Here is a 21,691-nt window from a genome sequence, read left to right as displayed (position 1 = left end):
GAGCTAACGGAAATCCATGCCGATGCAGCCCCCCGCCGATTTCGCTTCCCTGTCGCTCGCCGAGGTTGCGCGCCTCGCCGCCGAGGCCAAGCTGCCGCCCGTCGATCGCTGGAATCCGACGCATTGCGGCGACAGCGAGATGCGGATCGCGGCCGATGGCAGCTGGTTCCATCAAGGCAGCCCGATCACGCGCGCCGAGCTGGTACGGTTGTTCGCTACGATCCTGCGGCGCGAATCCGATGGTTCCCATGTGCTGGTGACGCCGGTCGAGAAGCTTTCGATCGCCGTCGACGATGCCCCGTTCGTCGCCGTGGAGGCAAAGCTGTCCGGCGATGGCGAACAGGGGCGCATCGCGTTCCGGCTGAATACGGAAGAAGTCGCGGTGGCCGATGCCGAGCATCCGATTCGGATCGAAGGGACCCACGACGCCCCCCGGCCCTATCTGCGCGTTCGCGGCGGCATGGACGCGCTGATCTCCCGGTCAGTGTTCTATGAACTGGTCGAACAAATGGTAGCTGGGCCTGACGGGCGGCGCGGATTGTGGAGCGAAGGCGCATTCTTTCCGTTCGAGCCGGCATGACATTGGCGGAGCAGCTGCGGGCGCGGCTCGCAGCGCCCGCCGGACCGCTGCTGACAGGGGATTTGAACGGCGACGCACCGATGCCCGACAATGGCTGGCGCGCGGCGGCGGTGCTGATCGCGGTGACCGACCGGGCGGAACCGGGCGTGTTGCTGACCCAGCGGACCGGCGACCTGCGCACCCATGCGGGACAGGTCGCCTTTCCCGGCGGCAGTATCGATCCGGGTGATTCCGATGCGGTCGGCGCAGCGCTACGCGAGGCCGGTGAGGAGATCGCGCTGCCGGCGGACGCGGCGCAGGTCGTCGCGACGCTCGACCGCTATCATACGGTGACGGGGTTTGAGGTGACGCCGGTACTGGCCGTCGTGCCCGCCGACCTGCCGCTCCTGCCCCATCCGCGGGAGGTCGATGCGATCTTCGAGGTCCCGCTCGCCTTCCTCCTCGACCCCGCCAACCTTCGGCGCGGCAGCCGCTGGCATGAGGGACGCGAGCGACATTATTACGAACTGATCCATGGCGAACGGCGCATCTGGGGTGCGACGGCTGCTATGATCGTCAACTTGGCGCAAAGACTGACATGGCCGTGACAACCTTCACCACCCTGCCCCCCGCCGAATGGATGCAGCGGCCCGGGCTGGACCGACTGGCGGCGGCACTGGGCGAAGGCGCGGCGCGCTATGTCGGGGGGGCGGTGCGCGACACGCTGCTGGGCCTGCCGGTCGCCGATATCGACGTGGCGACGATCCATCCGCCGGAGGAAGTCGTCCGGCGGCTGCAGGCGGCAGGGATCAAGGCGATACCGACCGGCATCGCGCACGGGACGATCACTGCGGTCTCAGACGGCACGGTGGTCGAGGTGACGACGCTGCGCCATGACGTGACGACCGATGGCCGTCATGCCGAGGTCGCGTTTACCGATGATTGGCAGGCCGATGCCGCACGGCGCGATTTCACGATGAACGCGCTCTATGCCGATATGTCGGATTATCGGCTGCACGATTATTTCAGTGGTATCGCCGATCTCCATGCCGGCCGGGTCCGCTTCATCGGCGATCCGTTGCGCCGGATTGCGGAAGATCACCTGCGCATCCTGCGCTTCTTCCGCTTCCTCGCGCGGTTCGGCGATGTGCCGGATGCCGAGGCGCTCGCGGCGTGCGTGGTGCGGGCCAACGACCTGATGGCGCTTTCGCGCGAACGGATCGCCGACGAACTTCTCAAGCTGCTGGTGGCCCGCGACGCCGTGGGCGTGCTGCGGCTGATGGTCGATCACGGCATCTGGCAGCCGGTTTTGCCCGAAGTCGATGCGGCCGCGGTCGACCGGCTGGCGGCGCTGGTCGCGGCAGAGGCGGCGGCGGGCATCGCTCCCGATCCGATCCGGCGGCTCGCCAGCCTGCTCGACATCGACAATGCCGAGGGCGTCACCGCGCGGCTGAAACTGTCCAACGTCCAGCGCAAGCGGGTCGCCGTCGCGTTGGGCGACGCGAACGACCATCCGCTGGCAATGGGCTACCGGCTCGGGATCGAGGGTGCGGTCGACCGGCTGTTGCGCACGGACGACCCGAATGGCGCGGCGATGGTCGCCGGCTGGGCGCGGCCGACACTGCCCCTGTCGGGTGGCGCGCTGGTCGAGCGCGGGCTGGCACGCGGACCGGATGTGGCGCGTGCGCTGCGGCAGGTCGAGGATCGCTGGATTGCGGAGGGCTTTCCCGACGCGGCTCGGACGGCGGCGATTGCGGACGAGGTCGTGGCTCAGGCGTTGCGCGCGACCAGCAACGCATAGGCCGCGTCCGCATCGATCGGTCGCGAATAGAAATAGCCCTGGCCAAAGGCGCAGCCGAGCGCGACCAGCGTGTGTTCCAGCTCCTGCGTCTCGATCCCCTCCGCGGTCGTGCGCAGTCCCAGCGCCTGGGCGAGGCTCAGGATCGCACGGACGATCGCCACCTTGTCACGGTCGGCCAGCATTCCGGTGATGAAGCTGCGGTCGATCTTCAGCTTGTCGATCGGCAGCTTCTGCAGATAGGCCAGGTTGGAATAGCCGGTGCCGAAATCGTCCATCGCGATCGCCGCACCCATCTCCTTCAGCGCCAGCATCGTACACAGCGTCCGGTCGGGATCGACGATGAACGCGCTTTCGGTCAGCTCGATGGTGAAGCGGTCCCCGGTCAGGCCGTACTGCGCCAGTATGGCGGCGAACATCGCCTCGACATTGTCGCGCTGCAACTGCACCGCCGACAGGTTCACCGCCATGCGTGCGCCGCAATCGGTACCGGCACGCCGATCCCATTCGGCCAGCGTCCGCCCCGCTTCCGCCATTGCCCAGCGTCCAAGCGGTACGATCAGCCCCGATTCCTCGGCCACCGGAATGAAATCGACCGGTGAGATATTCTCCCCCTCGGGCGTCGTCCACCGCGCCAGTGCTTCGAAGCTGTTGATCCGGCCGGTCGAGAGGTCGCAGATCGGCTGAAACGCGAGATGGAGCTGCCCGTCCTCCAGCGCATGCCGCAGCCGGGTTTCGATCGAAAACTGGCTGCGCACGATATCGAACAGATGCGGGCGATAGACTTCGGTCTGGCCGGTTCGCTTGGACCGCTTCACCGCGAACTGGGCGTGGCGGATCATATCCTCCGCCTCCGCATCGGCATCCTCGCCCAGCGCAATGCCGATCGAGCATTCGACCCGGATGCTGAAATCCGTCAGCTGGAACGGCTGGACCAACGCCTGTTGCAACCGCCCCGCGGCCTGCAGCGCGTCCTCGGTCCCGTCGCGCAGGCTGAGCAGCACGGCAAATTCGTCGCCGCCGGTTCGCGCCAGCACGTCGTTGCTGCGCAAAACCCCCTTCAGCCGACGCGCGACCGAAATCAGCAATTCGTCGCCCGACAGCGACCCCATGCATGCGTTTACCCGGCTGAACCGGTCGAGGTTGACCGCCAGAACCGCGAACCCATCCCGGTCGCCATCCACCACGCGTTCCTCGACCAGATCGCCGAACCCGATGCGATTGGGCAGGCCGGTCAGCGAATCGGTGCTCATTTCGCGACGCAGACTGGTTTCGGTGCGCTGTTCCGGCGTCTGATCGACCATCGACATCATGCAGCGCGGGATGCCGACCGATTCCGGCCGCCGCGCGAGCGTGACATCATAATGCCGGCTGTCGACCGCATCGCCCAGCCGCAACGCCATGCGACGCCGCGTGTCGCCGGACATCAGGAACGACAGCAGCTGGTCGCCGATCTCGTGCAGCAACGCCGCGCGCCCATCGCTATCGGCGAAGCCCGCCGCGCGAAAGGCGAGGTTCACCGCCTCGAACACCACCCCCCCGGCATTCGCCACGATGATCGCCGTGGGCACCGGCAACAGGTCGAGGATCGGTTCCCGCGGATCGTTTTCCGACGGCTCTGGTAGCCCGAGATCGCTTGGCATCGCGACCGCCCCGGGACCGGGAAGCGGGAACGCCTGCGACCTGAACGCCGAAAATATATGCCTGCCGAACGCCATCCCGATCACTATGGCGACCGGAGGTTAAAAGCTTCTGAAACCGGTACGAAGGTATGACGTCTGCGCTCTAGAAACGGTTGTCGCGCGGGAAGCCGTTGGGCGGCATCCGTCCGGCCGCACCGCGTGCCGCGCGCCACGGCGACAGGTCGCTTTCGGTCCGCATCCGCCCGGTTTCCCCACCCATCGTCCAGTGGAGGCCATCGGCGAAACGCAGCGTGCGCGCATCGGATAGCCCTCCGTCGCGGAAGCGTTGCAGCTGCACCCCCTGCCCCCGCGCCATCTCCGCCAGTTCGCTCAAGGGAAACAGCACCAGCTTGCGATTGTCGCCGATCGACGCGACATAATCATCCTCCGGCGCAACCGGCCGGACGACTTTCAGCCGGGCGCCGGGGCGCGGCGACATTACCTGCTTGCCCTTGCGCGTTTCCGCCAGCACATCCGCCACGCGCACCATGAAGCCCCGCCCATCGGTCGCGGCCAGCAGCAACCGATCCGACGCCGCCGCCCGCGACAGGCCGACGATCCGCGCCTCGCCATCGAGGTCGATCATGGCCCGGACCGGTTCGCCGAAACCACGCCCGCCGGGCAGCTTGTCCGCGCCCAGCGTATAGAATCGCCCGCCATCGGTGGTGAGCAGCAACTTGTCGGTCGTGTGCGCATGGAATGCGAACGCCGGGCCGTCCCCTTCCTTGAACCGCGCGGTATCTGCCGACGCCAGATCGACATGCCCCTTCAGCGCCCGCACCCAGCCGCGCTGCGACAGGATGACGGTCAGCGGTTCGCGCTCGATCATCGCCTCGGCCGGGATTTCGCGGGCCGGGGCCGCTTCCTCGACAGTCGTGCGCCGCGCGCCCAGTGCAGTGTCGTGACCATAACGGTCGCGCATCTTCGTCAGGTCGCGCTTCATCCGCGTCCGCTGCCGCGCCTCGCTCGACAGCAGCAGAGTGAGTTCGGCCTGCTCCTTCTCCAGCTTCGCGCGTTCGCCCCGGATTTCCATCTCCTCCAGCTTGCGCAACGAACGCAGCCGCATGTTAAGGATCGCCTCCGCCTGCCGATCGGTCAGCGCAAATTCGGCGATCAGCACCGGCTTCGGTTCGTCCTCGGTACGGATGATCGCGATTACCCGGTCGAGGTTCAGATAGGCCGCAAGATAGCCGTCAAGCAGTTCGATCCGGTCGGCGATCTTGGCCAATCGGTGTTCGCTGCGCCGGCGCAACACGACGAACTGATGGTCGACCCACGCCTTCAACGCCTCGCGCAACGGCATGACGCGGGGCGTGCGATCCTTGTCCAGCACGTTGAGGTTGAGGGGCACGCGCGATTCGAGGTCCGTCAGGCGGAACAGCCCGTCCATCAGGACCTGCGGATCGACGGTCCGGCTGCGCGGTTCGAGGACGATGCGGATCTCCGCGTCCGATTCGTCGCGGACGTCGGTCAGGATCGGCAGCTTCTTGTCGTTGATGAGCGCGGCGATCTGTTCGATCAGCTTGCCCTTCTGCACGCCATACGGAATCTGCGTGACGACGATCTGCCAGCCGCCGCCCTTTTCGCGTTCGATTTCGTGCCGGGCGCGCACGCGGAAACCACCCCGCCCGGTGGCGTAGGATTCGCGGATCGCGGCAGGCGAATCGACGACGATGCCGCCGGTCGGGAAATCGGGGCCGCGGACATGCGCCAGCACCGCCGCATCGTCCGCCTCCGGCTGATCGACCAGCACGATCGCGGCGTCGAACAATTCGGCGGCGTTATGCGGCGGCACGCTGGTCGCCATGCCGACCGCGATACCGCTGGCGCCATTGGCCAGCAGGTTCGGGAACATGCCGGGGAACAGCTCCGGCTCCTGCTCCTCGCCATTATAGGTCGGGCGGAAATCGGTGGCGTCCTCGTCGAGGCCCGCCATCAGGTCGATCGCGACCTGGGTCAGCCGCGCTTCGGTATAGCGATAGGCGGCGGCGTTATCGCCGTCGATATTGCCGAAATTACCCTGACCGTCGACCAGCGGATAGCGCAGCGCGAAGTCCTGCGCGAGGCGGACCATCGCGTCATAGACCGACTGGTCGCCATGCGGATGATATTTGCCGATCACGTCGCCGACGACGCGCGCGCATTTCTTGTAGCCCGACGCCGGATCCAGCTTCAGCAGCCGCATCGCCCACAATAGTCGGCGATGCACCGGCTTCAACCCGTCACGCACATCGGGCAGCGACCGCGCGGTGATCGTCGACAGCGCATAGACGAGATATCGTTCGGACAGCGCGCTGTCGAACGGTGCGTCGAATACGCCGATCGGCGTCGAGGGGTCGGTCAGTTCACTTGCCATCGTCCCCCCGATAGCAGGGGAATGCGACCTCCGCGAGGGGCGAAATGGAACGAATGGGGATCAGGCCGCCTGCCGCCCCGCATCGTCCTGCGCCCGCACCAGCGTCCCGTCGCACAGCGCCCAGACATCGTCGACGATCGAACGCCACTCGTCGCTCTCCATGTCGATCAACCCGAACAGCCGCATCAGGAACGCCCCTTCCAACGACAGGAAAGCGAGACGCAGCCAGCGGCCCTCCGGGATCGAGGTATCGATCGCGTCCAGCCGATTGCGATACCAGCGCCGCACCTGCACCATGTGCTGCGGCGAATTGAGCAGCGACACCAGCAGCGTCGGCGCGCCGCGCTTCGACCGTTCCTCATAGCTCGTGCTGTAGGAAAGATGCGCCCGGATGCGCGATGCTCCGTCGTCCGGCGATGCGCCAAGCTCCATCATATGGTCGGCATATTCCTGCTGCCACCGCTCGAACATCGCGGCGATAAGCGATTCCTTGCTGCGGAAGCTGTACTGCACGCCACCATTGGTGATGCCCATCCGTTCGGCGACTGCAGCGATGGTCAGGCCGGCCGGCCCCTTGTCCATCGTTACTGCCTCGGCGGCGTCCAACAGCTTGTCACGCTCGATCGTACGAATTCTACCCACGTCACGCCCCCTGCGGCTATCCCACGGATAGCAATACCTTCCCCAACACGTTCTTAACCAACAGCCTCGGCCAGCACAAATTTATTATACGATATTACGACCTGCATTGTCGTTGTCCGGCATTTGTTGCAGTTTTGAACGATGACGTCGCCAAAAATGCCCGATGTACGCTGGGTACCGATGACGTGGCCCGACCTGACCGAGTGCCCCCGTCCCGATCCCGATCATCGCCTCCGCTATGGCGAGGACAGTCTGCAGGTCGTCGACCTGTGGCTACCGAAGGGGCAACCGGCCGGACGCTGGCCGACTGTCCTGATGGTGCATGGCGGCTGCTGGCAGAGCGCCATCGCCGACCGGCGGTTGATGGACTGGGCGGCAGCCGATCTGCGGACCCGCGGATACGCGGTGTGGAACATCGACTATCGCGGCGTCGACCGGGACGGTGGGGGCTATCCCGGCACGTTTGACGATGCCGCTGCCGCCGCCGACCTGCTGCGGTGCCACGCCGATGCTTTCGGCCTCGACCTGTCGCACGTCGTTGCACTTGGCCACTCGGCGGGCGGCCATCTCGCCCTATGGCTTGCGGCGCGTCACCGCCTGCCGCCGGAAAGCATACTCGCCGGTGGCGATCCGCTTCGGATCGCGCATGTCATCAGCCTGGGCGGCCTGCCCGACCTGGCGGCGGTCGAATCGAGCCCCGACAATGGCTGCGGCACCGATGTTATCGTCAGGCTGGTCGGTGAGCGGGCGGACCGCTTCGCCGATACGTCGGTGCCCGACCTGCTGCCGATCGGCGTACCGATCGACCTGCTGAACGGCCGCGACGATCGGATCGTGCCGGCGCGCATGGCCCCGGACTTCGCGCGAATGGCACGGGAACGGGGCGACGACGTAACGCTGCACGAGGTGGACAACACCGGCCATGTCGAACTGATTGCCCCCGGGACACCGGCTTGGGAGGCGGCCGTGGCCCTTCTGATCCGTGCCGGTTGCGGCAACGCACCCGGCGACTGATCCGAACCCGCCACGCCGGAAGGCGACGTCACTGCCGCACCGGGTGTCGCTTTCGGCCATGGCTACGGCTTCCGCCTAACCGCCGCGCGGATCGCATCAATGCCGGAAGCACACGCCGCCGCCTGCGAACGGTTGGGCGTCGCGCGCTGGACGTTCGGCGCCGCGCTTGCGCTGATCGGCCTCGCGCTGCCGCCATTGGCACTGGCACTTTTCGCGTTGTTACTGTGGCGGCGCGTTCGTCCGCTGCTGCCGATGCAGGCCACCCACGCGGGCTGATTGCGCGGGCGACGCCCATCGGCTATGCGGCGGCTTTCCGCAGGGGGCCGGACACAAAGCTCTGGCCCATGCCGTTTCGTTGAAGGGAATCGCATGGCTCGCCGCCGCCAGATCTACGAAGGCAAGGCAAAGATCCTCTATGAGGGTCCGGAACCGGGTACGCTGATCCAGTATTTCAAGGACGACGCCACCGCCTTCAATGCCCAGAAAAAGGGTACGATCAACGGCAAGGGCGTGCTGAACAACCGGATTTCCGAGCATGTCTTCACGCTGCTCGGCAATATCGGCGTGCCGACGCACTTCATCCGCCGCCTGAACATGCGCGAGCAGCTGATCCGTCAGGTCGAGATCGTCCCGATCGAGGTCGTCGTACGCAACGTCGCCGCCGGTTCGATCAGCAAGCGGCTGGGCATCGAAGAGGGCCAGCAGCTCCCCCGCACGATCATCGAATATTATTACAAGGACGACGCGCTCGGCGATCCGATGGTCTCGGACGAACATATCCTGTGCTTCGGCTGGGCCGCGCAGGACGAACTGCACGAGATGGCCGACATGGCGATCCGCGTGAACGACTTCCTGTCGGGCATGTTCGCGGCGATCAACATCCGCCTGGTCGATTTCAAGCTCGAATTCGGCCGCATCTGGGACAATGATTTCAGCCGGATCATCCTGGCGGACGAGATCAGCCCGGATGGTTGCCGCCTGTGGGACATGACCACTAACGAAAAGCTCGACAAAGATCGCTTCCGTCGCGACCTGGGTGGCGAAGTCGAGGCCTATCAGGAGGTCGCACGGCGGCTGGGCCTGTTGCCCGAAGGAGCCGATTCGGCGGTGCTCGACCTCGAAACGCATCGCAAGAAGCGCGAGAAGTAAGACTCGACACCTCAGTAATAACCGTCACCCCAGCGCAGGCTGGGGTGACGCGTTTTCGAACGCCCCCGGGGTGAATTACCCCCGCGCGAACAATGCCGGGTCGAGCGCCATCACGGCATCCGCCCCGCCCTCGATCTTGCGCCGCAGCGCGCTCGCGTCCGGAATGATCCGCTCGGCATAGAAGCGCGCGGTCACCCGCTTGCCCTCGATGAACGCCGGATCGCCCTCGCCCGACGCCGCCAGTGCTTCCGCCGCGGTCAGCATCCGCAGCCACATCAGGCCCGTCGCGACGATGCCCATGATGTGCATGTAGGAATGCGCACCCGCGCCGACATGGTTGGGGTTCTGCATCCCGTTGGCCATGAACCACATCGTCGCCGCCTGCAGGTCCTTCAGCCCCCGCTCCAGCCGCTCGGCGAAGTCGCGGGTCGCCTCGGCACCCTTGGCGACCGCGATCTCCTCGCCGACGATACGGAAGAAATGCTGGATCGCGCGGCCACCATTCTGCGCCAGCTTGCGCCCGACCAGATCCATCGCCTGCACGCCGTTGGTGCCTTCATAGATCATCGCGATCCGGGCATCGCGGACATATTGCTCCATGCCCCATTCGGCGATGTAGCCATGACCGCCATAAACCTGCTGCGCATTGGTCGCGACGTCATAACCCTTGTCGGTGCCATAGCCCTTGATGACCGGGGTCAGCAGCGACACGAGGTCGTCGGCCAGTTCGCGCGTCGCGGCATCCTCGCTCATATGCGCCAGGTCGACCTGCAACGCGCCCCACAGGCACAGCGCACGCAGGCCCTCTGTCAGCGCCTTGCCCTCCATCAGCATCCGCCGGACATCGGGATGGACGAACAGCGTATCGGCCTTTTCGCCCGGCTCGTTCGGGCCGGTCAGCGCCCGCCCCTGCCGCCGGTCGCCGGCATAGATGACGGCGTTCTGGTACGCCGTCTCGGCCACGCCCAGCCCCTGCAGGCCCACGCCCAGCCGCGCTGCGTTCATCATGATGAACATCGCGGCAAGGCCCTTCATCTCCTCGCCGACCAGCCAGCCCTTCGCCCCGTCATAGTTCATGACGCAGGTCGAATTGGCATGAATGCCCATCTTGTGTTCGATCGATCCGCAGGTCACCGGATTGCGTTCGCCCAGCGATCCGTCCTCGTTCACCAGGAACTTGGGCACCACGAACAGCGAAATCCCCTTCGAGCTTTCCGGCGCGCCCGGCGTCTTGGCAAGGACGAGGTGGATGATGTTGTCGGTCAGGTCATGCTCGCCCGACGAGATGAAGATCTTCGTGCCGGTGATCGCCCACGACCCGTCGTCGTTCGGCACGGCGCGCGTCTTGATGAGGCCCAGATCGGTGCCGCATTGCGGTTCGGTCAGGTTCATGGTGCCGCCCCATTCGCCCGACACCATCTTGGGCACATACATCGCCTGCTGTTCCGGACTGCCCTTGACCAGCAGCGCGGCGATCGCGCCATGCGTCAGCCCCGGATACATCGCGAACGCCATGTTGGCGGAGATCAGATATTCCTCGAACGCGGTCGCCACGACATGCGGCATCGCCTGCCCGCCGAACGCTTCCGGTGCCGACAGCGTGCCCCAGCCCGATTCGACGAACTGGCGATAGGCGTCCTTGAACCCGTCCGGGGTCGTCACGCTGCCATCGGCATGGCGGGTGCAGCCCTGCTGATCGCCCGAGGCGTTGAGCGGGAACAGCACTTCGGCGACGAAGCGACCGCCCTCCTCCAGCACCGCCTCTACGGTGTCCGGCGTCGCATTGGCGAAACCGGGCAGCGCGGCATGGTCGCCGATCTTCAGGACATGGTCGAGGATGAAGCGGGTGTCGCGAACCGGCGGAACATAGCTGGGCATGGGATCAATCCTTCTCCGGGGATGCGCCCTCTGACGGGGCGGCCTGTAGGGGGAGCGCTTTGATGGTGGTCACGAAGTCGCTGAGTTCGGCGATGGCGGCGTCGATATCGCGCCGCTGGTTTTCCAGCAGGGCGATCCGGTCGCGGCATTTCTGGACCGTCACCTGTCGCTGCACGACGCGGCCGTCGCCGATATCGTACAGGTCGATCATCTCGCGAATTTCGGCGAGGCTGAACCCGACGCGCTTGCCGCGCAGGATCCACGCCAGCCGCGCACGATCGCGCTGCGAATAGATACGGGCAAGCCCCCGCCGCTCGGGCGCGATCAGCCCTTCATCCTCATAGAAGCGCAGCGCCCGCGCGGTGACGCCGAATTCGTTGCACAGGTCGGTGATCGAAAAGCGGTCCGCTTCGGTCGACTCGACACGCAGGGCATGGGATGCTTCCATGCCCTGACGCTAATTTACGTTGACGTGAACGTCAACCTTCTTCGGCAGCGGCTGCCGGTGGCGGGCAGTTCACCCGCCGCGCCGCCTTGCGCTTTACCGCCGTCGTCGCGAACTCGGCAGCGTCCAATGCGCCATCCCGCCCCTTGTCGGCGGTCGCGAACTTGGTCGTGGTCTTGGACGCCCATTCATCGAAGCTCAGCCGTCCGTCGCCATTGGCGTCGAGCTTCGCATAGGCTTTCCGCCGTGACGCGAGATATTCGTCGCGCGTGATGCGACCGTCGCGATCCTTGTCATAGCGGTCAAAGCGCTTCTGCTCGCGCGTCCGCGGGGTCGCTGCGGGCGGATCGTCGGGCAAGGCAGGTTCCGATTCGAGAGATCCCGCCGCCGCCATGCGCGGCGCGGGCGGCAGCTTCTCGGTTGCCGCATCGCTGCGAAACAGGAACAGTCCCGCCGCGACCAGCGCCAGTGCCGAACCCACTCCTGCCAAGAATCGCCACATCGCCCGCTCCCCCCTTGCTTGGTGCCGTTACACTGCAGCGCTTACCGACCGGCAAGCCCGAACCACATCAGTCGCGCCGCGCGCTTCGGCCCGCCCTGCGGCACCCCGGCCAGTTCCAGCCGGGCGGACAGCGCCAACATTCCCAGGGACCGCGCCACCCCGGCCAACGGGCCGGACAGCGCCTTCGCCGCCAGCGTATCCGCGCGGGCGGCAATCTGCGGGTCGCTCTGGTGTCGGGCAAGGTCGAACAGCGCCCATCCCTGCCCCAGCCGGGTCGTCTTCGCCACATCACCGCCCAGCACCCCAGCCGCCAGTGCGAACAGCCGCCCGCCCCGCAGGCTCGCAAAACGGTCGAGCGCGCCATCCTTCAAGGTCTCTTCCTCGATCAGCACGTCCCAACCATCGACGATCCCCGACAATGCCACACCGCCCACGCCCCGCGGCAGAACGTGCGCGGCAAGTGCCTCCAGCACCGGCATCGCCGGCGGTGGCGCATCGTCCAGCTTCGCCAGCTGTTCGCGCCACCATGCCAGCCGAATCTGCCCCAGCGCCGGCTGCGTCGTCGACCGCACGACATCGCCCAGCGCCGCGTCGAGTGCCAGCAACGCGGACAAGGCGGCACGGCGGCCGTCATCGGGGGCATAGGCCAGGGCGAGATCGCGTTCGGGATCATGGTGCATTGCGGCGTTCAGCCCGCGTCTTAAACTTCCGTCAACCCCGATCGGGCATGAAACCCTGTGATATGCGCAGGGTGCGACTCCTGCGCCTTGGTGATTGGACTGGGCGGGGCATGAGCGGATCGGCAGGCGAGCAGGAAAAGGTACGGACCGGGGGCATCCTCGGCCGGCTGGCACGCGATCGCCGCGGCAATACGCTGGCGATGATGGCGATCGCGCTGGTGCCGCTGGTCGGCATCGCCGGATCGGCGATCGACACGGCGCGCGTCTATTATGTGAAGGTCCGCCTGCAACAGGCATGCGACGCCGGCGTGCTGGCCGGCCGCAAGTTCATGAACGGCACCGATTTCAACGCCAATGCGCAGCAACAGGCACGGGCCTTCTTCGCAAACAACTTCAAGGCCGGGATGATGGGATCGCAATCCCCGTCCTTCGTGCCGGTCCGGACGCCCGAAAATCAGGTCGCGGGCACCGCGAGCGCGACCGTGCCTATGACGCTGATGAAGATGGCCGGCTTCGCGCCGGTCAACATCGCGGTGACGTGCGAGGCGAAGCTGGAAATCCCGAACCTCGACATCATGTTCGTCCTCGACACCACCGGGTCGATGGCCGACACCAATCCGGGCGACAGCGCGAACAAGATCACCGGCCTGCGCAACGCGGTCGTCAATTTCTACGACACGGTGGAAGCCGCGAAGAAGCCGGGTACGGAGGTCCGCTATGGCGCCGTGCCCTATTCGTCCAACGTCAATGTCGGCATGTTGCTCAAGCCCGAATGGGTGGCTGATGAATGGACGTACCAGTCGCGGATTCCGGACGGGACTACCACTTCCAGTTGGACGTCGACCGACAACAACCCGTATGTGTGGGATGGCTGGTCCGGCTGGACCAAGGAAAGTGGAGACACCGGTCGCCGCAAATCGAGCGCCCCGGCCGAAACGTGTGCCGCGCCCAATAACACCTATCAAGAGACGCCGATCGAATATAGCAACTGGACCGGACCGGCGGACGGTCGTCAGTCACAGTTCAGTCGATGGAGGATTACCGGCAGCAAGTTCTACGCCTCACTGGCGAACGGGATTTGTACGATTACCGAGGACTGGTTCAGCAACACGACTCAGACGCGAACCGATTACCGCAAGCCGAACCCGAACAAGGGCAAGACGACCACCACAACCACTACCAACTATTTCTGGAGCTATCAGCCAGTCAGGTATGACGTCCGGGCACTGAAGGGCAGTGGGTCGACGGTAAGCGGGGGCACGATCAGCGTACAGGTCGGAAACAACCATACGTTTCGTAATGTTTCGTGGAATGCATCATCCGCGTGCATAGAGGAACGCCAGACCGTCAAACAGGACACCTATCCCACCATTCCCACCGCAGCCTATGATCTTGATGTCGACATGATCCCGACGTCCGATCCGGCAACGCAGTGGAAGCCGTGGCTACCCGCCGTCGTGTACGCCCGCTATAACATCGACAATTGGCAGACCCAATCGGTCAGGACGACGTCGAACTACCAAAATATTGCCGACTATAACGTCAACGGTAACCGTCTCGCCTATTGCCCCAGCCCCGCCCAGAAGTTGCAGATGCCCACCCGCAGCCAGCTGGAGACCTATGTGAACACGCTGACGGTCGGTGGCGGTACGTATCACGACATCGGTTTCCTCTGGGGTCTGCGCTTGTTGTCGCCGACCGGCCTCTTCGCCAGTGAGAATGCCTCTGCGCCGAACGGCAGCCAGATTTCGCGTCACCTGATCTTCATGACCGACGGTCAGACGGATACCGGGCGCCAAATCTATGACGCGTACGGCCTGTCCGCACTCGATCAGCGTCGCACCAACGGAATGCCCACCGATGCACAGCAGAACACGATCGTCGCAAATCGATTAACTGCATTGTGCGATGTCGCGCGCCGCAAGAACATCACCGTCTGGGTCATCGCCTTCGGCACGACGCTAACGCCGATGCTCGAACAATGCGCGGCCAACGGACGTGCGTTCCAGGCGGCCAATACCGCGCAGCTCAACACCGCGTTCAGCAACATCGCAGCACAGATCGCCAAGCTGCGGGTATCGAAATGATCCGGCGCGTCCTTGGCGACCGGCGCGGGGCGACGTTGGTCGAATTCGCCCTGATCGCGCCTGTCCTGCTGCTGCTGCTGATGGGCCTGTTCGACCTGTGCTACCGCTCCTATGTTCAGGCGATCCTGACCGGTGCGGTGCAACAGGCGGCGCGGCGCGGCACGCTGGAGGGAAACAGCAAGGCCGATACCCTGGCCAAGATGGACGCGACCGTCGTTGCCCAGATGCGCCCGGTGGCGAATAACCTGACGTGGGAGAGCAGCCGCAAATTCTATCGCGGATTTGCCAGCATTGCGCCCGAAACGTTCGACGATGCGAACCACAACAACCGCTATGATCCCGGCGAATGCTTTTCCGACATCAACGGCAACAAGCGCTGGGACACCGACCCCGGCAATGACGGACAGGGCGGCGCGAACGACGTCACCGTCTACACCATGCGGATCACCTATCCCCGGCTGTTTCCGCTATCGGGCCTGCTGGGCCTGCCGCCGACGCAGGAAATCTCGTCAACCACCGCGCTCAAGAACCAGCCCTATGGCCTGCAAGGCGTCGATGCGCCGGAGACGATATGCGACTGACCTCCCCCGCTCCGACCCGGTCCCGCCTCGGCCGTCTCCTGCGCGAACGGCGCGGCGTGGCGATGCTCGAATTCGCTCTGGCGCTGCCGGTCGTGCTGCCGATCGGCCTGTATGCGGTCGAACTGTGCAACTTCGGCATCACCCAGTTGCGGCTCAGCCAGACGACGCTCGCGCTGGCCGACAATATCTCGCGTGTCGGCGTCGACACCACCATCGCGACGCAGCAATTGCGCGAAGCCGATATCGGTGAGGTCATCGAAGGCTTGCGACAGCAGGCCAAGAACCTGTCGCTTACCACCAACGGCCGCATCACCATTTCCAGCCTTGAGACCAAGAACGGTTCCCAGTGGATTCACTGGCAACGTTGCGTCGGGATGAAATCAGGCGTGGGCTATGATTCAAGCTATGGCCGCGCCGGTGACGGTGGAACGAGCGGCAGCAGCTTCACCGGCATGGGCATCGGCGGGACCAAGGTCATCGCGCCACCCAATGCGGCGGTGATCTTCGTCGAGATCAACTACGACTATCAGCCGCTGATCTCGCGCTATTTCATGGGAGAGCGGCGGCTGCACCAGACCGCGTCGTTCGTGGTGCGCGACAATCGGGAATTGGCGACCGGTATCACCAATCCGTCGCCGAGCGTGGGCCAGCCGCTGACCTGCGATCGCTACAGCCTGTAATGGCGCCGCCGCGAACCGGACAATCCGGTCCGCGGCGGCTCCCGCTTACTTGTAGGTCACCTTCTTCACCGCTGCGACCACCTTGTCGCTGGTGATGAGCGCCAGCTTTTCGAGATTGGCGGCATAGGGCAGCGGCACGTCTTCGTTGGTGACGCGCAACACCGGCGCGTCGAGATCGTCGAAGCCCTCTTCCATCACCACCGCGGCAATTTCCGACGCGATCGAACAGGTCGGCCAACCTTCCTCGACCACGACCAGGCGGTTGGTCTTCTTCAGCGACTTCAGCACGGTCTTGGTGTCGAGCGGGCGCAGCGTGCGCAGGTCGATCACTTCCGCGTCGATGCCCTCTTCGGCCAGCTTCTCGGCGGCTTCTAGCGCGAGGCCCACGCCGATCGAATAGCTGACGATCGTCACGTCCTTGCCCGGCTTCATGATCCGCGCCTTGCCAATCGGCAGGACGAAATCGTCGAGCTTCGGCACGTCGAACGAGCGACCGTACATCAGTTCGTTTTCGAGGAAGACGACCGGATCGGTCGAGCGGATCGCCGCCTTCAGCAAGCCCTTCGCATCGGCCGCGTCATAGGGCGCGATCACGATCAGGCCGGGAACGCTGGCATACCACGGGCCGTAGTTCTGCGAATGCTGCGCACCGACGCGGCTCGCCGCCCCGTTGGGACCGCGGAACACGATCGGGCAGCGCATCTGGCCGCCGGACATGTAGTTGGTCTTGGCCGCCGAATTGATGATGTGGTCGATCGCCTGCATGGCGAAGTTGAACGTCATGAATTCGATGACCGGACGCAGACCGCCCATCGCGGCCCCGGTGCCGATGCCGGCAAAGCCATATTCGGTGATCGGCGTGTCGATGACGCGGCGGTCGCCGAACTCGGCCAGCAGCCCCTGCGTGACCTTGTACGCGCCCTGATATTCGGCGACTTCCTCGCCCATCACGAACACGCGGTCGTCGGCGCGCATTTCCTCGGCCATCGCATCGCGCAGTGCGTCGCGGACCGTGGTCTTGACCATTTCGGTGCCGGCCGGGATTTCCGGATCGGCATCGCCTTCCTGGTCGGCGGCATCGAACAGCTGGCGCGCGCCGGTTTCGGCGTGCTGCTGCGACGTGCCTTCCGGGGCCGGCGGGGCCTTGTCGTCGTTCTTCGCGTCGGCCTTCGGCGTCGCGGCGGCGGCATCGCCGGCGCGCGCCTCGGTCGGCTGCGCCGACTTGGCGGCATCGACGTCTTCGCCCTCGGCGGCGAGGATCGCGATGACCGCGCCGACCTTCACGTTATCGGTACCCTCGGCGACCAGGATCTGGGCGATCGTGCCCTCGTCCACGGCTTCGAATTCCATCGTCGCCTTGTCGGTCTCGATCTCGGCCATGATGTCGCCCGACTTGACCGTGTCGCCTTCCTTGACGAGCCACTTGGCCAGCGTGCCTTCTTCCATCGTGGGCGACAGCGCCGGCATCTTCAGTTCGATCGGCATCTCAGTAGGTCTCCACCAGTACGTCGGTGTACAGTTCCTTGGCGTCCGGTTCCGGCGCGCTCTCGGCGAAGTCGGCGGCGGCATTCACCACCTTGCGGATTTCGGCCTCGATCGCCTTCAGCTCGTCTTCCTGCACGCCGGCGGCGTTCAGTTCGCGCTTCAGCCCCTCGATCGGGTCCGAATTGTCGCGCATCGCCTGCACTTCGTCGCGGCTGCGATACTTGGCCGGATCGGACATCGAATGGCCGCGATAGCGATAGGTCTTCATCTCGAGGATGATCGGCCCCTTGCCCGCGCGCACCCATGCCAGCGCTTCCTCGGCCGCCCCACGGCACGCCAGCACGTCCATGCCGTCGACCTGGATGCCCGGGATGCGGAAGCTTTCGCCGCGCTTGTACAGCTGGTCTTCGGCCGAAGCGCGATTGACGCTGGTGCCCATGGCGTACTGGTTGTTCTCGATCACGAAGATGATCGGGAGCTTCCACAGCTCGGCCATGTTGAACGATTCGTACACCTGGCCCTGGTTCGCGGCGCCATCGCCGAAATAGGCCATGCAGACGCCGCCATCGTTGCTGTACTTGTGCCCGAACGCGAGGCCCGCGCCCAGCGACACCTGCGCACCGACGATGCCGTGGCCGCCATAGAATTTATGCTCGGTCGAGAACATGTGCATCGACCCGCCCTTGCCGCGGCTGATGCCGGCCTCGCGTCCGGTCAGCTCGGCCATGATGACCTTGGGATCGATGCCATAGGCCAGCATGTGGCCATGGTCGCGATAGCCGGTGATGACCGAATCCTTGCCGGATTCGAGCGCCGACTGCAGGCCGACCGCGACCGCTTCCTGGCCGATATACAGGTGGCAGAAGCCACCGATCAGGCCGAGGCCATACAACTGCCCCGCCTTCTCTTCGAAACGGCGGATCAGCAGCATTTCCTTGTAGAAGGAAAGCAGCTCTTCTTTCGACGCTTCGTACCGCTTTGGCTCCCCCGGCCGTTCGCGATTGGGAATGACGGGTTCGCTGGTGCGGCCTTGCGCCGGTGCTTTTGCCACGGTTCGGATGCCTCGTTCCTGAAAGGATGGTTTAGGAGCGCCGCCTATGGCGTGATTTCCCGGCCCGCGCAACCGAGCCGGGACAGCTTCCGCTGCGGAATCAGTCGTCCAGCCGGATTCCGCACCGGGTGCGCGCCGCCGCCTCGCCCGCGATCGGCACGATGAATTCGTCGGGGTGCGCGACGTTCAGCTTTCGCCGGACCAGTTCGTCGACCATGTCGGGATCGGCGTGGCGCGGGTCGAGCAGTTCGACCCGGTTACGCAGGTCGGCACGCACCTTTTCCAGGCACGCATATTGCGCCTTTCGCACGGTCAGCTTGCGCTGGTAATCGCGGTACGCCAGCACCCCGTTCGGCCCCAGCACCGCGTGATAGGCGAAGAACCCCATCACGAGAATCACCAGCGCCGGCCAGCCGGCACGCTTGAGCATCTGGCGAAGGGGAGAGGATCGCGGCATCGCGCGTATGTCGTGTATAGCCGATTGCCACGCAAGCCGTATGTAACGCCGATCGGAGCCGATATGCACCTTCTCCACGATCCGACGCAGCTGACCGACCCGACCGATTTCGACACGTTCCTTAAGGTCGACATCCGCGTCGGCACGATCCTGTCGGCCGAACCCTATCCGGAAGCGCGCAAGCCCGCGATCAAGCTGCTGATCGATTTCGGGCCGGTCCTCGGTCACAAGCGATCAAGCGCCCAGATCACCGAGCATTACGACATCGCCACCCTGGTCGGGCGACAGGTCGCGGCCGTCGTCAATTTCCCGCCGCGTCAGATCGGCAAGTTCGTGTCCGAGGTGCTGACGCTCGGCTTCCCGGACGAGGCCGGCGCGGTCGTGCTGTTCGCGCCGGACCATCGCGTGCCCGATGGCGGGCGGCTATTCTGACGCCGGTTGCCGCAGCGCGAGCGCGAACAGTGCCATGCCGCCCGCAATATCCCAGGTCAGGATACGGTCCATGAACCACGCATGTTCGGCGCTATGCTGCCAGAACAGCACCAGCCACAGCGGCGGGACCAGCAGCGATCCGGCAAGGGCGCTCGCCCGGAACCGTTCAGCCGGCCCCGCCGCCCGCAACCGGCGATAGCCCCATCCGCCCGCGACCAGCGCGATCAGCAGCGACCCGAGCACCAGCAGGTGCATCCCGGACGCCAGCCCCTCCAGCCCGGCCCATAAATGGGTGACGAACTCCCGCCCGCCGACGGCCGTCTCCCGCCGCGCCGCCTGTTCCAGCCCGACCCGGAACAGCAACTGATGCTCGATCGCCGCCAACGCGCCTGCGGGAAACAGGGCGACTACCATCAGGAGCTTTGCCGCCATCGTTGCCCCGGCCGCGACGACGAACGCCACCACGGCGCCCAGCAATGCCCGGCCCTGCCCTCCACCACCCGACAAGGCGAGTGGGACCGCGCCCAATATTAACGCCAGACCGAGCGGCAGCCCGCCGGTCAGGAATTCGAACGCCATGGTCAGTGCGCCGAACAACGCGGCTCCGATCATCACTGCGCCTGCCCCGAGCGGCCGGCTTGCCGAACCTCGTGCCAGAAACAGCGGGAAGGTCAGGATTATCAGGTCCGCCGGCCCGTGCCCCAGCGATTGCCCGAACGACTCCAGCCCGTACCAGCGGGCGAACACCACGAAGATCGCCAGCCACGCCCCGGCCTCGCCAACGCGCGGCCCGCGGGCAAGCCCCAGCAGGGCGTAGCCGATCCCCGCCAGCAGCAGCAGGCTGGCCAGCAGCTTGTACAGCCCGCGCAGCCCCGCCACGCCGAGCTGTGGCACCAGCCAGCGCGCCAGAGTCGTGTGGCCGTGGAGATACTGGTGATAGAAGCGCGTCGGCGGCGCCACCTGTCCGGCCGCGAATGCTTGCAGTGCCGCGCAGCTATTGTCCGTTTCGATCGGCACCGACAGCGGGCTGACCGCGCGGAGCCGGGCGGGTGCGCGGTCGTCCATCGCCTGAAACAGGATCAGGCAGTCATTATACTGATGCGACCCGATCTCGGTATTGCCGTGCTGCCAGCTGGCTGCGGGGTCCAGCGCGCCGTTGGCGAAGGCGGCTGTTACCGGCCGCGCCAGCGCGGCGCGGTCGATGTGCAGGCTCGCGGCGGCGAGCCAGTAAAACAGCGCGAAGACCGCGAGCGCGGCCGCGATCCCGATTGCCGCCGCTTCTGCCGCCGCGCGGCCATATCCACGCATCGACACGGCCGGGCGGAATGGACTGGCGGGATCAAGCATCACCCGGCCCGATTATCGCTGCCATCGCTACGAACCGGTTAACCATCCGTCGTTCAGCCTGTAGCCAAGTCGACACACCGATCATTGCGTTTGAGAAACAAGGGGAAGGCCGCCGTGAAAATCAGGATGATCGCCATGACGTTGCTGCTTGGCGGATGCACGCTGGCGACGATGGACGGGTTCGAAACCATCGCGCCGACGGGCGAACGAATCGACCTGACCGGCATTCCCGGCTGGCAGGACGGCAGCTTTCGCCTGGGCAGCGCGCAGGGCCATGTACGGCGCCGGGCCAAAGGAGCGACGCGTGAATGGAGCGACGACCCGTGGGGCGTCGTCACCGAAGCGGCGCTCGAGCGTACCGGCACGCTCGCCTTCGATCTTGCCGGGGCGGAGGTCGGCGGCCGGATCGAGGGCCGTTGCCGCTATGGCCGGGTCGAGGGACAGCAACGCAGCGGCGTTCTCAGCATCAGCACGCCGCTACGCCCGCTGCGTCTCGCCTGTGCCTATCGCTTCGACGGGCGCGATGCGGGCGGCATGGACCTCGCGGCGATCGACCCGCTGCGGCCGACCGCAGCCGAACCGCGTCTGGGCGACGTCACGCTCGGCGACGCCACCCTGTCGCTGGAGTCGCGCCATCGCATGACCGGCGGTCGCGCCGCTCTCGCCGACCCGATCGGCTATGTCCTGACCGCACAGGACGGCCGGGTCGTCGGCGCGATCGAAACCAATGGTACCGGCACCCGCCGGCTGGTCGTCCCCCGCGACCCTGCACAGCGCCGGGCCGCGCTTGCGGCGATGGTGACGCTCGGCCTGTTCTGGGACCCCGGCGACACCGACTGAGCCGGAACGAAAGGCGGGGACAGGTT

At 65.7% G+C, this 21,691-nt stretch carries 22 protein-coding genes; 11 read left to right on the top strand and 11 right to left on the bottom strand.

The annotated features are described in order from the left end of the window. Positions 1 to 16: 16 nt before the first annotated feature. The 3 genes from MF609_RS17655 to MF609_RS17645 are packed head-to-tail and all read left to right on the top strand — an operon-like array spanning position 17 to position 2,360. Positions 17 to 580: a DUF1285 domain-containing protein gene (locus MF609_RS17655; protein WP_242417455.1), complete on the top strand. Its 564-nt coding sequence runs from the start codon at positions 17 to 19 to the stop codon at positions 578 to 580. Continuing rightward, entirely contained in the window at positions 577 to 1,167 is a 591-nt protein-coding gene (locus MF609_RS17650) for a CoA pyrophosphatase (protein ID WP_242417454.1), read from the top strand. The genes MF609_RS17655 and MF609_RS17650 overlap by 4 nt, the downstream gene beginning before the upstream one ends. Further along, on the top strand, positions 1,158 to 2,360 hold the full coding sequence (locus tag MF609_RS17645) for a CCA tRNA nucleotidyltransferase (protein ID WP_242417453.1): 1,203 nt from the start codon (positions 1,158 to 1,160) through the stop codon (positions 2,358 to 2,360). The genes MF609_RS17650 and MF609_RS17645 overlap by 10 nt, the downstream gene beginning before the upstream one ends. Here the strand turns inward: MF609_RS17645 and MF609_RS17640 are convergent. From MF609_RS17640 to MF609_RS17630, 3 genes are all read right to left on the bottom strand, one after another. Beyond that, the gene (locus tag MF609_RS17640; RefSeq protein ID WP_242417452.1) at positions 2,330 to 4,000 is read right to left on the bottom strand and encodes a putative bifunctional diguanylate cyclase/phosphodiesterase; all 1,671 of its coding nucleotides are present in this window, start codon (positions 3,998 to 4,000) and stop codon (positions 2,330 to 2,332) included. The two genes, MF609_RS17645 and MF609_RS17640, sit on opposite strands and share 31 nt — an antisense overlap. A gap of 142 nt (positions 4,001 to 4,142) precedes the next feature. Continuing rightward, on the bottom strand, positions 4,143 to 6,395 hold the full coding sequence (gene parC / locus MF609_RS17635) for a DNA topoisomerase IV subunit A (RefSeq protein ID WP_242417451.1): 2,253 nt from the start codon (positions 6,393 to 6,395) through the stop codon (positions 4,143 to 4,145). Positions 6,396 to 6,455: 60 nt separating this feature from the next. Then, a complete protein-coding gene (locus MF609_RS17630) occupies positions 6,456 to 7,037 on the bottom strand; it encodes a TetR/AcrR family transcriptional regulator (RefSeq protein WP_242417450.1) in 582 nt (193 codons plus the stop codon). A gap of 141 nt (positions 7,038 to 7,178) precedes the next feature. On the opposite strand from MF609_RS17630, the gene MF609_RS17625 reads away from it, so the two are divergent. From MF609_RS17625 to purC, 3 genes are all read left to right on the top strand, one after another. Further along, positions 7,179 to 8,051, top strand: coding sequence for an alpha/beta hydrolase (locus MF609_RS17625; RefSeq protein ID WP_242417449.1), 873 nt, complete (start codon positions 7,179 to 7,181; stop codon positions 8,049 to 8,051). Between the two features lie 99 nt (positions 8,052 to 8,150). Continuing rightward, positions 8,151 to 8,327 carry a hypothetical protein gene (locus tag MF609_RS17620; protein ID WP_242417448.1) on the top strand — a complete coding sequence of 59 codons (177 nt, stop codon included), beginning with the start codon at positions 8,151 to 8,153 and terminating at the stop codon, positions 8,325 to 8,327. A gap of 93 nt (positions 8,328 to 8,420) precedes the next feature. Continuing rightward, entirely contained in the window at positions 8,421 to 9,200 is a 780-nt protein-coding gene (gene purC, locus MF609_RS17615) for a phosphoribosylaminoimidazolesuccinocarboxamide synthase (RefSeq protein ID WP_055755990.1), read from the top strand. A 75-nt stretch (positions 9,201 to 9,275) separates the two neighbouring features. Here purC and MF609_RS17610 read toward each other — a convergent pair whose 3' ends face one another. Genes MF609_RS17610 through MF609_RS17595 form a run of 4 tightly spaced genes read right to left on the bottom strand, consistent with a single transcriptional unit; the run spans position 9,276 to position 12,705 of the window. After that, a complete protein-coding gene (locus MF609_RS17610; protein WP_242417447.1) occupies positions 9,276 to 11,078 on the bottom strand; it encodes an acyl-CoA dehydrogenase C-terminal domain-containing protein in 1,803 nt (600 codons plus the stop codon). Between the two features lie 4 nt (positions 11,079 to 11,082). Continuing rightward, positions 11,083 to 11,526, bottom strand: a complete 444-nt coding sequence (locus MF609_RS17605; RefSeq protein WP_242417446.1) for a MerR family transcriptional regulator — start codon at positions 11,524 to 11,526, stop codon at positions 11,083 to 11,085. Between the two features lie 31 nt (positions 11,527 to 11,557). Next, positions 11,558 to 12,025: an EF-hand domain-containing protein gene (locus MF609_RS17600; RefSeq protein WP_242417445.1), complete on the bottom strand. Its 468-nt coding sequence runs from the start codon at positions 12,023 to 12,025 to the stop codon at positions 11,558 to 11,560. A 41-nt stretch (positions 12,026 to 12,066) separates the two neighbouring features. Further along, a complete protein-coding gene (locus MF609_RS17595) occupies positions 12,067 to 12,705 on the bottom strand; it encodes a squalene/phytoene synthase family protein (RefSeq protein WP_242417444.1) in 639 nt (212 codons plus the stop codon). A gap of 110 nt (positions 12,706 to 12,815) precedes the next feature. Here MF609_RS17595 and MF609_RS17590 point away from each other — a divergent pair, with 110 nt between their 5' ends. From MF609_RS17590 to MF609_RS17580, 3 genes are read left to right on the top strand one after another with little or no spacing between them, the layout of a single operon-like run. Beyond that, complete coding sequence (locus MF609_RS17590) at positions 12,816 to 14,792, top strand: pilus assembly protein (RefSeq protein ID WP_242417443.1); 1,977 nt, start codon at positions 12,816 to 12,818, stop codon at positions 14,790 to 14,792. Further along, a complete protein-coding gene (locus MF609_RS17585; RefSeq protein WP_242417442.1) occupies positions 14,789 to 15,373 on the top strand; it encodes a TadE/TadG family type IV pilus assembly protein in 585 nt (194 codons plus the stop codon). Before MF609_RS17590 ends, MF609_RS17585 begins: the two co-directional genes overlap by 4 nt. Then, on the top strand, positions 15,364 to 16,053 hold the full coding sequence (locus MF609_RS17580) for a TadE/TadG family type IV pilus assembly protein (protein WP_242417441.1): 690 nt from the start codon (positions 15,364 to 15,366) through the stop codon (positions 16,051 to 16,053). The genes MF609_RS17585 and MF609_RS17580 overlap by 10 nt, the downstream gene beginning before the upstream one ends. Positions 16,054 to 16,098: 45 nt before the next feature. Here MF609_RS17580 and MF609_RS17575 read toward each other — a convergent pair whose 3' ends face one another. From MF609_RS17575 to MF609_RS17565, 3 genes are all read right to left on the bottom strand, one after another. Next, positions 16,099 to 17,538 (bottom strand): pyruvate dehydrogenase complex E1 component subunit beta, encoded by a 1,440-nt coding sequence (locus MF609_RS17575; RefSeq protein WP_242417440.1) that lies wholly within the window; start codon positions 17,536 to 17,538, stop codon positions 16,099 to 16,101. A gap of 1 nt (position 17,539) precedes the next feature. Beyond that, entirely contained in the window at positions 17,540 to 18,589 is a 1,050-nt protein-coding gene (pdhA, locus tag MF609_RS17570; RefSeq protein WP_419723119.1) for a pyruvate dehydrogenase (acetyl-transferring) E1 component subunit alpha, read from the bottom strand. Positions 18,590 to 18,689: 100 nt separating this feature from the next. Further along, positions 18,690 to 19,019 carry an FtsB family cell division protein gene (locus tag MF609_RS17565; protein ID WP_336945056.1) on the bottom strand — a complete coding sequence of 110 codons (330 nt, stop codon included), beginning with the start codon at positions 19,017 to 19,019 and terminating at the stop codon, positions 18,690 to 18,692. A gap of 90 nt (positions 19,020 to 19,109) precedes the next feature. Here MF609_RS17565 and MF609_RS17560 point away from each other — a divergent pair, with 90 nt between their 5' ends. Further along, a complete protein-coding gene (locus MF609_RS17560) occupies positions 19,110 to 19,478 on the top strand; it encodes a tRNA-binding protein (RefSeq protein ID WP_242417438.1) in 369 nt (122 codons plus the stop codon). Here the strand turns inward: MF609_RS17560 and MF609_RS17555 are convergent. Next, positions 19,470 to 20,786, bottom strand: a complete 1,317-nt coding sequence (locus MF609_RS17555) for a hypothetical protein (RefSeq protein ID WP_242417437.1) — start codon at positions 20,784 to 20,786, stop codon at positions 19,470 to 19,472. The two genes, MF609_RS17560 and MF609_RS17555, sit on opposite strands and share 9 nt — an antisense overlap. Before the next feature lie 174 nt (positions 20,787 to 20,960). On the opposite strand from MF609_RS17555, the gene MF609_RS17550 reads away from it, so the two are divergent. Continuing rightward, positions 20,961 to 21,665, top strand: coding sequence for a hypothetical protein (locus tag MF609_RS17550; protein WP_242417436.1), 705 nt, complete (start codon positions 20,961 to 20,963; stop codon positions 21,663 to 21,665). Positions 21,666 to 21,691: the final 26 nt, after the last annotated feature.

It is taken from the genome of Sphingomonas panni (assembly GCF_022664435.1).
Taxonomy (GTDB): domain Bacteria; phylum Pseudomonadota; class Alphaproteobacteria; order Sphingomonadales; family Sphingomonadaceae; genus Sphingomonas; species Sphingomonas panni.
Note: the sequence above shows the minus strand (reverse complement) of the source record. Positions and strands in the feature narration are given on the sequence as shown.

Coding starts and splice junctions, on each gene's coding strand:
- MF609_RS17655 (WP_242417455.1), top strand. CDS start 17: ATGCCGATGCAGCCCCCCGCCGATTTCGCTTCCCTGTCGCTCGCCGAG.
- MF609_RS17650 (WP_242417454.1), top strand. CDS start 577: ATGACATTGGCGGAGCAGCTGCGGGCGCGGCTCGCAGCGCCCGCCGGA.
- MF609_RS17645 (WP_242417453.1), top strand. CDS start 1,158: ATGGCCGTGACAACCTTCACCACCCTGCCCCCCGCCGAATGGATGCAG.
- MF609_RS17640 (WP_242417452.1), bottom strand. CDS start 4,000: ATGCCAAGCGATCTCGGGCTACCAGAGCCGTCGGAAAACGATCCGCGG.
- parC (WP_242417451.1), bottom strand. CDS start 6,395: ATGGCAAGTGAACTGACCGACCCCTCGACGCCGATCGGCGTATTCGAC.
- MF609_RS17625 (WP_242417449.1), top strand. CDS start 7,179: ATGACGTCGCCAAAAATGCCCGATGTACGCTGGGTACCGATGACGTGG.
- MF609_RS17620 (WP_242417448.1), top strand. CDS start 8,151: ATGCCGGAAGCACACGCCGCCGCCTGCGAACGGTTGGGCGTCGCGCGC.
- purC (WP_055755990.1), top strand. CDS start 8,421: ATGGCTCGCCGCCGCCAGATCTACGAAGGCAAGGCAAAGATCCTCTAT.
- MF609_RS17610 (WP_242417447.1), bottom strand. CDS start 11,078: ATGCCCAGCTATGTTCCGCCGGTTCGCGACACCCGCTTCATCCTCGAC.
- MF609_RS17605 (WP_242417446.1), bottom strand. CDS start 11,526: ATGGAAGCATCCCATGCCCTGCGTGTCGAGTCGACCGAAGCGGACCGC.
- MF609_RS17600 (WP_242417445.1), bottom strand. CDS start 12,025: ATGTGGCGATTCTTGGCAGGAGTGGGTTCGGCACTGGCGCTGGTCGCG.
- MF609_RS17595 (WP_242417444.1), bottom strand. CDS start 12,705: ATGCACCATGATCCCGAACGCGATCTCGCCCTGGCCTATGCCCCCGAT.
- MF609_RS17590 (WP_242417443.1), top strand. CDS start 12,816: ATGAGCGGATCGGCAGGCGAGCAGGAAAAGGTACGGACCGGGGGCATC.
- MF609_RS17585 (WP_242417442.1), top strand. CDS start 14,789: ATGATCCGGCGCGTCCTTGGCGACCGGCGCGGGGCGACGTTGGTCGAA.
- MF609_RS17580 (WP_242417441.1), top strand. CDS start 15,364: ATGCGACTGACCTCCCCCGCTCCGACCCGGTCCCGCCTCGGCCGTCTC.
- MF609_RS17575 (WP_242417440.1), bottom strand. CDS start 17,538: ATGCCGATCGAACTGAAGATGCCGGCGCTGTCGCCCACGATGGAAGAA.
- MF609_RS17565 (WP_336945056.1), bottom strand. CDS start 19,019: ATGCTCAAGCGTGCCGGCTGGCCGGCGCTGGTGATTCTCGTGATGGGG.
- MF609_RS17560 (WP_242417438.1), top strand. CDS start 19,110: ATGCACCTTCTCCACGATCCGACGCAGCTGACCGACCCGACCGATTTC.
- MF609_RS17555 (WP_242417437.1), bottom strand. CDS start 20,786: ATGCGTGGATATGGCCGCGCGGCGGCAGAAGCGGCGGCAATCGGGATC.
- MF609_RS17550 (WP_242417436.1), top strand. CDS start 20,961: ATGACGTTGCTGCTTGGCGGATGCACGCTGGCGACGATGGACGGGTTC.